The organism is Xanthobacter pseudotagetidis (assembly GCF_043194795.2).
GTDB classification, from domain to species: domain Bacteria; phylum Pseudomonadota; class Alphaproteobacteria; order Rhizobiales; family Xanthobacteraceae; genus Xanthobacter; species Xanthobacter tagetidis_A.
The window spans coordinates 2,572,526-2,584,316 of sequence record NZ_CM195534.1 but is presented as its reverse complement, the minus strand read 5'-3'; the positions used below and the strand labels follow the sequence as shown (position 1 = coordinate 2,584,316).

Annotated in this window: 11 protein-coding genes; 9 read left to right on the top strand and 2 right to left on the bottom strand. The window is 61.9% G+C overall.

Annotated elements, in window-relative coordinates; translation table 11 throughout:
* Window positions 1-8 precede the first annotated feature (8 nt).
* Complete coding sequence (locus V5F67_RS11785; protein WP_086089437.1) at window positions 9-338, bottom strand: VpaChn25_0724 family phage protein; 330 nt, start codon at window positions 336-338, stop codon at window positions 9-11.
* Between the two features lie 154 nt (window positions 339-492).
* Here V5F67_RS11785 and V5F67_RS11780 point away from each other — a divergent pair, with 154 nt between their 5' ends.
* Together V5F67_RS11780 and V5F67_RS11775 are read left to right on the top strand one after the other, a co-directional pair.
* On the top strand, window positions 493-2,523 hold the full coding sequence (locus V5F67_RS11780; protein ID WP_394017656.1) for a conjugal transfer protein TraG: 2,031 nt from the start codon (window positions 493-495) through the stop codon (window positions 2,521-2,523).
* Between the two features lies 1 nt (window position 2,524).
* Window positions 2,525-2,962, top strand: coding sequence for a ribbon-helix-helix protein, CopG family (locus V5F67_RS11775; protein WP_086089438.1), 438 nt, complete (start codon window positions 2,525-2,527; stop codon window positions 2,960-2,962).
* Window positions 2,963-3,018: 56 nt separating this feature from the next.
* Here the strand turns inward: V5F67_RS11775 and V5F67_RS11770 are convergent, their stop codons facing one another.
* Window positions 3,019-3,975, bottom strand: a complete 957-nt coding sequence (locus tag V5F67_RS11770; RefSeq protein ID WP_394017657.1) for a LysR substrate-binding domain-containing protein — start codon at window positions 3,973-3,975, stop codon at window positions 3,019-3,021.
* A 263-nt stretch (window positions 3,976-4,238) separates the two neighbouring features.
* Between V5F67_RS11770 and V5F67_RS11765 the strand changes: the two genes are divergently transcribed.
* The 7 genes from V5F67_RS11765 to V5F67_RS11735 all read left to right on the top strand — a co-directional run bounded on the left by V5F67_RS11765 (window position 4,239) and on the right by V5F67_RS11735 (window position 11,785).
* Window positions 4,239-4,613 carry a cupin domain-containing protein gene (locus tag V5F67_RS11765; RefSeq protein ID WP_086089440.1) on the top strand — a complete coding sequence of 125 codons (375 nt, stop codon included), beginning with the start codon at window positions 4,239-4,241 and terminating at the stop codon, window positions 4,611-4,613.
* Between the two features lie 70 nt (window positions 4,614-4,683).
* Window positions 4,684-5,847, top strand: coding sequence for an efflux RND transporter periplasmic adaptor subunit (locus V5F67_RS11760; RefSeq protein WP_157699684.1), 1,164 nt, complete (start codon window positions 4,684-4,686; stop codon window positions 5,845-5,847).
* Window positions 5,844-9,023, top strand: coding sequence for an efflux RND transporter permease subunit (locus V5F67_RS11755; RefSeq protein WP_394017658.1), 3,180 nt, complete (start codon window positions 5,844-5,846; stop codon window positions 9,021-9,023). Before V5F67_RS11760 ends, V5F67_RS11755 begins: the two co-directional genes overlap by 4 nt.
* A 106-nt stretch (window positions 9,024-9,129) precedes the next feature.
* Window positions 9,130-10,047: a LysR family transcriptional regulator gene (locus V5F67_RS11750; protein ID WP_394017659.1), complete on the top strand. Its 918-nt coding sequence runs from the start codon at window positions 9,130-9,132 to the stop codon at window positions 10,045-10,047.
* Window positions 10,048-10,188: 141 nt separating this feature from the next.
* Window positions 10,189-11,187: a P-type conjugative transfer ATPase TrbB gene (gene trbB / locus V5F67_RS11745; RefSeq protein ID WP_086089443.1), complete on the top strand. Its 999-nt coding sequence runs from the start codon at window positions 10,189-10,191 to the stop codon at window positions 11,185-11,187.
* Window positions 11,188-11,252: 65 nt separating this feature from the next.
* Window positions 11,253-11,516, top strand: coding sequence for a TrbC/VirB2 family type IV secretion system protein (locus tag V5F67_RS11740; RefSeq protein WP_245303882.1), 264 nt, complete (start codon window positions 11,253-11,255; stop codon window positions 11,514-11,516).
* Window positions 11,516-11,785, top strand: coding sequence for a VirB3 family type IV secretion system protein (locus tag V5F67_RS11735; protein ID WP_394017660.1), 270 nt, complete (start codon window positions 11,516-11,518; stop codon window positions 11,783-11,785). The genes V5F67_RS11740 and V5F67_RS11735 overlap by 1 nt, the downstream gene beginning before the upstream one ends.
* Window positions 11,786-11,791: the final 6 nt, after the last annotated feature.

Genomic DNA, 11,791 nt, shown 5'->3' with positions numbered 1-11,791 from the left:
CGGCGCGGTCAGTACGGGCAATCGACGCCTGGCCGCAGGACTCCCTCGACCACGACAAGGCCTTTGCCGACCTCATCGCCTTTCGCCGTCAGGCGGATGACAGACAGCATCTCAACCGTTGAGACCTCGATCAGGCCGGGCCGTTCGAGCATCGCGAGGCATTCTCTGACCTGCGCGCGCGGGCACGCGAGGCCCAGCCGGGTAAAGTAGCAGCCTACGATCTCTTCGTTGCTCGCATAGGACGGCTCACGCCCGAGCATCCGCAGGACGGCAAGCGCGCGATGCTCCGATTTCTGTTGTTCAAGCGGACTGGGACAATTGGCTTCGGGGACGGACATTCGGCTAACTCCACTGTCGGCATCACTGGCGAATCACACCTTCAGTATTTTTTCGCATTCCTACGCCTGTTTGCGATACGGGATTGATCGTTGTTGAAGCCCCTCACGGGCTACGCTTTGTTCGCGGTCGCCGCCGATGGCATCGGACAGGACCATGACCGCGACGAAAATCCTCTGGGGCCAGATCCTCACCGTCTTCTCGATCGCGCTTTCGACGATCTGGGGCGCGACGCAGTGGACGGCGTGGCGGCTCGGCTTCCAGCCGCAGCTCGGTTCATCGTGGTTCGACCTCGCCGGGCTACCGGTCTATCCGCCGCCGGCCTTCTTCTGGTGGTGGTACTTCTTCGATGCTTACGCGCCCGGCATCTTCCTTGAAGGCGCCGCCATAGCAGCGTCCGGCGGCTTCACGGCGATCGCCGTCGCCATCGGCATGTCGGTCTGGCGGGCGCGCGAGGCAAAGATCGCCGAGACCTACGGCTCGGCGCGATGGGCGAATGCCGACGAGGCGAGGACCGCAGGACTGCTCGGCCCGGACGGTGTGGTGCTCGGCCGGTTCGAGAGCGAATACCTGCGTCATGACGGACCCGAGCATGTGTTGTGCTTCGCGCCGACACGATCGGGCAAGGGCGTGGGCTTGGTCGTGCCGTCGCTCCTGACCTGGCCGGGCTCGGCCGTCGTCCACGATATCAAGGGCGAGAACTGGCAGCTCACCGCCGGACTGCGTTCGCGCTTCGGCCGCGTGCTTCTCTTCGATCCGACCAACGCCGAGAGCGCAGCTTACAACCCGCTGCTTGAGGTCCGGCCAGGCGAGTGGGAAGTCCGCGACGTGCAGAACGTCGCCGACGTCCTGGTCGACCCGGAAGGCTCGTTGGAACGGAGAAACCACTGGGAAAAGACCAGCCACTCGCTCCTGGTCGGTGCGATCCTTCACGTCCTCTATGCCGAGGACGACAAGACGCTCGCCGGCGTTGCTTCATTCCTCTCCGATCCTCGGCGTCCGATCGAGACCACGCTGGTCGCGATGATGACGACGCCGCATCTCGGCAGAGACGGGCCGCACCCCGTCGTCGCCTCGGCCGCGCGGGAGTTGCTGAACAAATCCGACAATGAACGATCCGGCGTCCTTTCCACCGCCATGTCGTTCCTCGGTCTCTACCGCGATCCCGTCGTAGCCCAGGTCACACGGCGCTGCGACTGGCGCATCGCCGACATCGCCGGAGACGTGAAGCCGTCCACGCTCTACCTCGTGGTGCCGCCGTCCGACATCAGCCGCACCAAGCCGCTCATTCGCCTGATCCTCAACCAGATCGGCCGCCGGCTGACAGAGGACCTGAAGGCAACCGACCGGCGGCATCGCGTGCTGCTCATGCTGGATGAATTCCCGGCGCTCGGCCGGCTCGATTTCTTCGAGTCCGCGCTCGCCTTCATGGCTGGCTACAAACTCAAGTCGTTCCTGATCGCGCAGTCGCTGAACCAGATCGAGAAGGCTTACGGCGCCAATAACTCGATCCTCGACAACTGTCACGTCCGCGTCAGCTTCGCGACCAATGACGAGCGCACCGCCAAACGCGTGTCGGACGCGCTCGGCATCGCGACCGAGATGAGGGCGATGAAGAACTATGCCGGCCACCGGCTCAGCCCGTGGCTCGGTCATCTGATGGTGTCGCGGCAGGAGACAGCCCGTCCGCTCATGACCCCGGGCGAAGTGATGCAGCTCCCACCCGACAATGAGATCGTCATGGTCGCCGGCGTTCCGCCGATCCGCGCGAAGAAGGCTCGATACTTTGAGGATCCGCGCCTGGCCGAGCGCATCCAGCCGCCGCCGAAGCCGGGTGGCTCAAAGCTGCCGCCGAAGCTCGACGACTGGTCGGCACGCGCTCCGCTTCGATCGGTCGCACCCGCAAAGGCAGACGGAGCGGCTGAGAAGGAGTCCACTTCATTCGTCAACCGCAAGTCGGCCGGCACGACCGACAGCGATCCGGCCAACGCAGGACTCCGGCGCGAGCCGGGGCTCGAACGGCACAAGGATATCGCGCCGGAGCCGGTCAAGTCCCCGGTGAACGAATTTGAGCCGGATCGCGAAGACGACGACAGCGATGCTATGCGTCTCCGTTTGGTCGGCCGCACCGTGCGGCAGGTCGCGCGGCAAGCGGCAATGGATCCTCGCGACGGCATCGAGCTCTGACATGGAAAAGAAATCCCGTCTCTCCGTCTATCTCGACCCGGACCTGATGCGCTCGCTGGCCGACTACGCCGCGCGGCGCGACCAGTCTCGCTCGCTCATCGCCGAGGCTGCCGTCGCGTCCTTCCTGTCTCCCGATGCCGACGAGCGCCGCGAGGCTGCCACCGCCAAGCGGCTCGACGGTATCGACCGGCGGCTGCAACGACTTGAGCGCGACATCGGCATTTCGGTCGAGATGCTGGCGGTGTTCATCCGCTTCTGGCTTGCCTCGACGCCGCAACTACCCGACGCCGCCCAGGCGGCAACGCGGGCCAAGGCCGGGGAGCGGTATGACAGTTTCCTCGATGCCCTAGGACGCCGCCTCGCCAAGGGGCCAAGACTTAGACAAGAAATCTGCGATGATATTTCAGAAGAGGCATGCAACCTCACACGTCGAGGTTAACCCGACAGCCGAATTAGTTCAGACATATTTGAGAATTCGCTACATCGATTTTGCTGCTAGCGCTTACGCACCTTAGGACGCGCTCTTATTGCTCCCATTGACCCTCGGTTCACCAATTCGGTTTCAACTTGACGTTCGCGATCAGCTTCCTGATGCAGCCATTCTCGAAAGGCTAGAAGTGCTGGATCCTCCCGACGAACAGGCCGATATTCTAGAAACCAGCTGTCTCGTGTGTGTGCGATGATCGGAAATGGCGCGACTAAGCGGCCCGTTGCCAGGGCGTCGCTGACGTAAGGGAATTGAGCTATGGCGACTCCGACGCCATCGAGCGCCGCCTGCATCGCCATGGCGTTGCTCTCGAATGACGCCTCCCCGGCGGGATGGGGCGGAGAGCGCAGGCGCGCCGCCTCGAACCAATGCGGCCATTCGTTGGGCATATTGGACACGACAATCAGAGTCGCGTTGCGCAAGTCGTCGGGCGAACGCAGCGTCGATGCGAGCTCCGGCGTACACACCGGTACGACGATGCTGGGGAACAGGCGCTCAGCAGTATAGCCCGGCAGCGCGTCGGTATCGCGCCGGATGGTGCAGGTCCAGTCGTCACGCACCGGACGGGTCGCGCCGCCGGTCGCCACGCGCACCTCGATGGCGGGGTGGCTGCGATAGAAAGTGGCCAGCCGCGGGATCAGCCAGCTGACCGCCAGGGTTGGTCCTACTCCCACCGTGAGCACGGGGCCGCCGCGCATCGCCTCGACGCTTTCGGTGAGGCGGGCGATTGAATCGAAAGCATCGGTCAGACCGGCCAGCAGCGCTTGCCCTTGAGCGGTTAGTTCGAGCGCACTCGCGTGGCGTCGGAACAGTGCAAAGCCGAGACGGTCCTCCAGCAGGCGAACCAAGCGGCTCACCGCGGTTTGTGTGACGTTCAGTTCTCGCGCGGCAGCGGTGAAACTGCCATGCCGGCCGGCCGCTTCGAACGCCCGCAATCCGTTCAACGAAGGCAAGCGCCGCGTCATGTTGGACCCCAACCTTTTGTTGGGCGAACATTAAGTTAAAGGCGTTTGCGGGACAATCATTTTCGCCCAATATGTCTTCCATCAATGAACATCAGAGCAAGACGCTCTATTGACTTAAGGCTCTGTTTTCAATGGGCTGATTCCAGATGGATCTGACTCGGTCAGAGTGACCGTTCGTCAGACACCCTCGCAGGGTCCGGAGGCAAAACGTGACCAAAGGTTCACTCTTCAGCATCGGCATTTTAACAGCAGGAGTTCTATGCATGCTCTACGCCCAGCCAGTTTCCGCCCAGGAAAAGCGAGGCGTGATCCCGCATGCGCCGCTGCTGAAGACGGCCGTGCCCAATACGGCGAACCAGGAAGTCGCCGTCTATCACGTCGAATACGAGCCTGGTGGCATCAATCCACGACACCTTCATCCGGCAGCGATCACCTTCCACATCCTTTCCGGCACCGCCGTCTTTCAGGAGGAAGGCAAGCCGGCAGTCACCCTACGTGCCGGCGACAGTCTGTTCGTTCCCGCCGGCACCATTCATGCGCACTGGAATCCGAGTTCAACGGAAAGTCTCCGCTTTCTCGAATTCATCGTTGCTGAAAAGGACAAGGGCCGGTCCATTCCCAAACCGTTGAAGGATTGATCGCGCCTCACGCCGGTCCGTTCGAATGAGCGGGTTTCCATCTACCGGCGGATCAAACGGGATCGCGGATATGTCTGCCCGAAACCTGTATCGCAAAGTTCTTGTTCTTGCGGGCGGAGCGATTGCTGTCACCGGATTGCTCTACTGGCAATTTGCGCCGAGTCCGCCGCCGCAGCGCAGCGGCGGATCGCAGACGCGCGCACCGGCGCCTGTGAGCGTTGCCACGGTGAAGCGACAGGATGTGCCGATCTACCTCACGGGACTGGGAACGGTGCAGGCGTCGTTTACCGTCGCTATCCGTTCCGAGGTCGATGGCAAGCTGCAGGAGGTGCTGTTCACTGAAGGGCAGCACGTCCGGAAGGGAGACGTCTTGGCGAAGATCGATGCGCGGCTGTTCCAGGCAGCGCTCGATCAGGCCGCCGCCAGAAAGCGCCAGAATGTTGCTTTGCTGACCGGCGCAGAGAAGGATCTGGCACGTTCCAAGGCCTTGGCGCAGAAGGATATCGGAACCCAGCAGAATGTCGATCAGCAGCAGAGCAAGGTCGATCAGCTGAAAGCCTCCATCGAGGCCGATATGGCGGCGATCGCCACTGCGCAAACACAGCTCGACTATACCACGATCACGGCGCCAAGCGACGGCCGCATGGGGGTTCGTCTGGTCGACCCCGGCAACCTGATACGCGTGTCGGATTCCGGACCGATCGCCACTCTCGTCCTGCCCCAACCGGCGGCAGTCCAATTCACGCTGCCGGCGCGGGCGCTGCCGGACATCCGTGAAGCCATGGCGCATGGGCCGGTCGAGGTGACGGCTTTCGACCAGGACAACAGTCGCGTACTCGGCACCGGAACGATCCTGCTCATCGACAACATCATCAATCAGGCTACCGACATGATTCGGCTGAAGGCTATGTTCGCCAATGCCGACGACCAGCTCTGGCCAGGTCAGTATGTCAATGCGCGCGTGCTGGTCACGATCAAGCGCAATGTGCTGACGATCCCCTCTAGCGCAGTGCAGCGCGGGCCGCGGGGGCTGTTCACCTGGATTGTGACCGACAAGAACACGGCGGAGCCGCGTTCGCTGCAGGTCGGCCCGACGTCGGGCGACCTGACGGTGGTTGCGTCGGGCCTGTCGGGAGAGGAGCGGGTGGTAACGGACGGGCAATACCGGCTGCAACGCGGCGGCACGGTGAGCATCACAAAGCAGCAAACCGCCGATGCACGGAGTGGATCGTGAACCTCTCCGAGCCATCGATCAGGAGACCGGTTGCGACCACGCTGCTGATGGTGGCGTTGGCATTTGTCGGAACGACGTCATTCTTCCTGCTACCTGTCGCACCGCTCCCACAGGTTGATTTCCCGACGATTCAGGTCACGGCTACGCTGGCGGGCGCCAGCCCCGAAACCATGGCTTCGTCGGTTGCAACGCCGCTCGAGCGCCAGATCGGGCAGATCGCCGGCGTCACGCAGATGACGTCCTTCAGCGCGCTCGGCGCGACGTCGATCACCATCCAGTTTGATCTGGACCGCAATATCGACGCGGCCGCGCAGGACGTGCAGGCGGCGATCGCTGCCGCCTCCAGGAACTTGCCAGACTCGATGACATCGCCGCCGACCTACCGCAAACTCAATCCGGCAGAGGCGCCAATCCTGATCCTCTCGGTGAGTTCGGAGACGTTGCCGCTGACGGCCGTCAGCGAATATGCGGACAGTTTCCTCGCGCAGCAGATTTCACAGGTGCAGGGTGTCGCCCAGGTTGCGATTGGCGGCGAGCAGAAGCCCTCCATTCGGGTTCAACTGGACCCGGGAAAACTCTCGGCGCGCGGATTGACACTTGAAGAGGTGCGAGACGCCATCGTCAATATCACCACCAACGCCCCAAAGGGCAGCCTGACCACACCGAAGGCGAGCTTCGCATTTGTCGCAAACGATCAGATCACCGAGGCAGATGAGTTCGAAGACGCGATTATTGCGTATCGCGACGGCGCTCCTGTTCGGGTACGGGACGTGGGGCGCGCGGTTTCGGCGCCATCGGACAGGAATACAGCAGCTCATTACAACAACGTTCCGGGCATCTTGCTTTCGGTCAATAAGCAGCCCGGTGCGAACGTCATCGCAACGGTCGACCAGATCAAGGCTCAACTGCCCAAGCTGACTGCGAACCTGCCGCCCGCGATTACGGTCGAGACCGTGCTCGATCGTACCATCACCATTCGGGCGTCCGTTCACGAGGTCGAATTCACGCTTGTTCTCACGGTCGCGCTGGTGGTGCTGGTGGTTCTGCTGTTCCTGCGCAATCTGTGGGCGACCCTGATCCCGAGCATCACAGTGGCGCTCGCGCTGATCGGGTCGTTCGCCGCGATGTATCTTCTCGGATTCAGTCTCAATAACGTTTCACTGATGGCGCTCATCATCGCGATTGGTTTTGTCGTTGATGACGCGATTGTGGTTGTCGAGAACATCTATCGGCACATGGAAGAGGGACAATCGCCGCTCGATGCGGCGCTGGCCGGGTCCCGCGAAATCGCCTTCACCATTGTGTCGATCAGCGTGTCGCTGGTTGCGGTCTTCATCCCGCTTTTGCTCATGGGCGGCATTGTGGGGCGGATGTTCCGCGAGTTCGCCCTCACGGTCACGGCCTCGATTCTGGTGTCGGCCATCGTCTCGCTTACGCTCGTGCCGATGCTCTGCTCGCGCTTCATGCGGCCGAATACCGACCAGCATGGGCGCCTCTATCGTGCGATCGAAAGCGCGTTTGACGGAATCCTCTCAGGATATCGCCGCACGCTCGACATCGTGCTTCGACACCAGGCAACGACTCTGGCCGTGTTCTTCGCAACCATGGCGCTCACCGTGTATCTGGCCGTTCAGATTCCGAAGGGGTTCTTTCCGATACAGGACACCGGACTGATCGGGGGCGTGGCGGAAACCGCGCAGGGGGCCTCGTCCGAGGAAATGCAGCGCCTGATGAAAGTGTTGGCCGAGGTCGTCCTGCGCGATCCCGACGTTGCGGGTGTCAGTGCAACGACCGCCAGCACGGGCGGCAACGGAAATGCGCAGACCGCCAACACCGCCCGCTTCACCATTGTCCTGAAGCCGCGCGAGGAACGCACTCAGACGGCCTCGCAGATCATCAACCGGCTGCGGCCGCAATTGGCCAAGGTCCAGGGTGCAAACCTGTCCATGCAGCCGATCCAAGACATCACGGTAGGCGGTCGAAGTTCGCGCGGAAGCTTTCAATATACACTGCAAAGCGTCGACGTCGGTGAATTGACGACGTGGTCGCAGCGCATGCTGGAAAAGATGCGCACGCTGCCGCAGATTGCGGATGTCGCAACGGATCTTCTCGCCAATGCGCCGCAAATCCAGGTGCAGATCAATCGCGATCAGGCGGCGCGTTTCGGGATTTCGCCGCAACTAATCAATGACACCCTCAACGATGCCTTCGGTCAAAGACAGGTCACGCAGTACTTTACGCAGCTCAACACCTACCCGATCATTCTGGAACTGCTCCCAGAGTTGCAGACGGATTTCTCCTCGCTTCAGCGCATCTACCTGAAGTCGCCGCTGACCGGAGCCGCTGTGCCACTTTCCGCGCTGGTGACTTTCGATACCACCAGGGTCGGGCCGCTGTCCGTGACCCATCAGGGGCAGTTTCCGTCCGTGACTTTGTCGTTCAACCTCGCGCCGGGGGGCGCTCTCGGCCAAGCTGTCGAGGCCATCAGACAGGCGGCACTTGATATCGGCATGCCCGGTGCGGTCACCGGCACGTTCCAGGGCAACGCACAGGCCTTTCAGGCCTCCCTGTCGAGCATGCCAATACTGATCATCGCCGCGCTCGTGGTGGTCTACATCGTGCTCGGGGTTCTCTATGAGAGCTTCGTCCATCCGCTGACGATCCTCTCCACGCTGCCATCCGCAGGCATCGGCGCACTGCTCGCACTGCAATTCGGCCATATGGATCTGTCGGTGATCGGAATCGTCGCCCTCATTCTGTTGATTGGTATCGTCAAGAAGAACGGCATCATGCTTGTTGACTTTGCCATCGTGGCCGAACGCGACCGACATTTGCCGCCAGTCGTCGCTATTCGCGAAGCCTGCCTCTTGCGATTTCGCCCAATTCTGATGACGACTGCCGCAGCGCTTCTCGCCGGTGTGCCGTTGGCAGTCGGGACCGGTACCGGCTCGGAGCTGCGGCAGCCGCTCGGTTACGCAATGGTCGGCGGGTTGTTGGTCAGCCAGCTGCTAACATTGTACACGACACCGGTCGTCTATCTCTATCTGGTTCGATTGCAGCAGTGGTTCACATCGCGGCAGCAAGACCTGCAATGCACGAAGAGTTCGTACAAAATACATAATGAATTCGCACAACGAAAAGATGGAGTGAAGCTGGTCAGTCGGTCAGGCGCGTGAAACTGAAACTATTATGCAACATCAATGTGGTCAGTTCAAGACAATGAAATCTGGATTGTCTGCTGTATCGGGTTCAGTTGTGAGGATCGACGGCTGTATCGCGAGTATGAAGGTAGCCCACTTCTTCTATTTCTCTATCGCGGCTAGGCACCGCAGTTTCCGTCGTGCAGCCATTGATCTAAACATCACGCAACCAACGCTGAGTAAACGAATTCGTGAACTTGAGGATCAATTCGACGTTCTACTCTTTGAGCGCCGTGCCGGCGGAGCGCGATTGACGCCCCCAGGTGAGAAGTTTGTGCAGTCGGCCGATCGCATCCTCGCCGAGTTGGAGTTTATGAAACAATCCGCGCAGGCTGCGAAGCGCGGAGATTTAGGCCGAATCGATGTCGGCTTTTATACTTCTCTATCGGCAGGAGCTTTGCGCGACACCTTGGTCGCATTCGCCAATCAGCATGCCGAAGCTGAGCTCAATATTATTGAGGAAACTCGTGCGGCACTAATTCCGCTTCTTGATCGCGGCGCGATTGATATCGCTGTGGTTTTGGGCGAGCCCGGCTATCGAGACTACGCGCATATGAGTCTGTGGTCCGAGCGGATCATGGTCGTGCTCCCCGAAACACATCGGCTTGCCGAACGTGATGTTGTGTATTGGACTGACCTGAGGAACGAGCGCTTCGTCATAAGCCACCGTGATCCAGGGCCGGAGATCAATGATGTCTTACTCAACAAGCTAGCGGCTCCTGGCGATCGTCCCCTAATCAAGCACATCAACGCCCACCATAGCGTGACGATCGGTGCCGTTCGCGGCGAGCGCGGCATTACACTGGCCTGTGAATCCTCGTTTGCCCCGTTGCCAGGGGTTGTGTTTCGAGAATTGCGCGACGGCAACGGACCAACTCGGCTTGGATTCGTCGCTTATTGGCGGCGCAATAATGACAATCCGACCCTGAAGCAGTTCTTGGCTCTGCTCCGGGCCCATCCCGCCGTTCCCCACCTCGTTAGCAGTGCATCCATGTCATAAGCGGCACCGCATCTCTCCTGTATTTTTTCGCTCCGCTACGATGACCACCTGACTCTTGTTGCGCTGCTACGTTTCCTGCCTCTTCTATTCGTCCCCGATGTCCGGCCCGACTCGACAGGCCGACGCAGCGCCGGGGGCAAGATGGGAAACGCAACTCCCAAGGCAGAAGCGGTCACGCGCGGTGCCCGCATGCTGCGCACGGCGCTCGGGCCGGACATCGCCACCTTTCTGGAAGACCCCGCCGTCGTCGAGGTGATGCTCAACCCGGACGGCCGCCTCTGGATCGATCGTCTCTCCGAAGGATTGTTCGATACCGGCGCGACGCTTCTTTCCGCCGATGGTGAGCGCATCATTCGCCTCGTCGCGCATCACGTCGGCGCCGAAGTCCATGCCGGCGCCCCGCGCGTCTCCGCCGAGTTGCCCGGAACGGGAGAGAGGTTCGAGGGACTGCTGCCGCCGGTCGTGTCCGCGGCGGCGTTCTCGATCCGCAAGCCGGCCGTTGCGGTCTTCACGCTCGATGACTATGCGGCCGCCGGGATCATGACAGTCGCCCAGGCAGGAGTCCTGCGCAAGGCCGTCACGGAGCGCCGCAATATCCTGGTCGCCGGCGGCACCTCGACGGGCAAGACCACGCTCACCAACGCGCTGCTCGCAGAAGTCGCCAAGTCATCCGATCGCGTGGTGCTGATCGAGGATACCCGCGAACTGCAATGCGCGGCGCAGAATCTTGTCGCACTGCGCACCAAGGACGGCGTGGCCACACTGTCGGATCTCGTGCGCTCCTCGCTGCGGTTGCGTCCCGATCGCATACCGATCGGCGAGGTGCGCGGCGCCGAGGCGCTCGACCTCTTGAAGGCATGGGGCACCGGCCATCCCGGCGGCATCGGCACCATCCATGCCGGCACCGCGCTCGGTGCCCTCCGGCGCCTCGAGCAACTCATCCAGGAAGCCGTCATCACGGTGCCGCGCGCTCTGATCGCGGAGACGATCAACATCGTCGCGGTCCTCGCCGGGCGTGGTGCGCAGCGCCGCCTCGCCGAACTCGCTTTCGTCGCCGGCCTCGATCCCGCAAGCGGCGACTACCTCATCCTCCCGTCTGAAGCGGGCGGAACATCAACATCCCACGGAGACCACCCATGACCGCACTGTCGCGCGGCCTGCGCTCGCAGGTCGCTCTGCTCACCGCCACGATCGCAATTGCTGCGATGTCGGCGTCCACGGCAAATGCCGCGGGCTCCTCGATGCCTTGGGAAGCGCCGCTTCAGAAGATTCTCGACTCCGTCGAAGGACCGGTCGCCAAGATCATCGCCGTGATCATCATCATCGTCACCGGGCTGACGCTGGCCTTTGGCGACACGAGCGGTGGCTTCCGGCGTCTGATCCAGATTGTGTTCGGCCTGTCGATCGCGTTCGCCGCATCGAGCTTCTTCCTGTCGTTCTTCTCGTTCGGCGGCGGAGCGTTGCTCTGATGCAGACGGGCGAGCCCATTGCCGGCTTCCATGCGCCGGTCCATCGCGCGCTGACCGATCCGATCCTGCTCGGCGGCGCGCCGCGCGCGGTCGCGATCGCCAACGGAACGCTCGCGGCCGCTGTCAGCCTCGGCCTGCGGCTGTGGCTCATTGGCCTCGTGCTCTGGGCCGTCGGTCACTTCGCAGCCGTATGGGCAACGAAGCGCGATACGCAGTTCGTCGACGTGGTGCGCCGGCATCTGCGTTATCCCGCGTATTTCCGGTCGTGAGGTTCG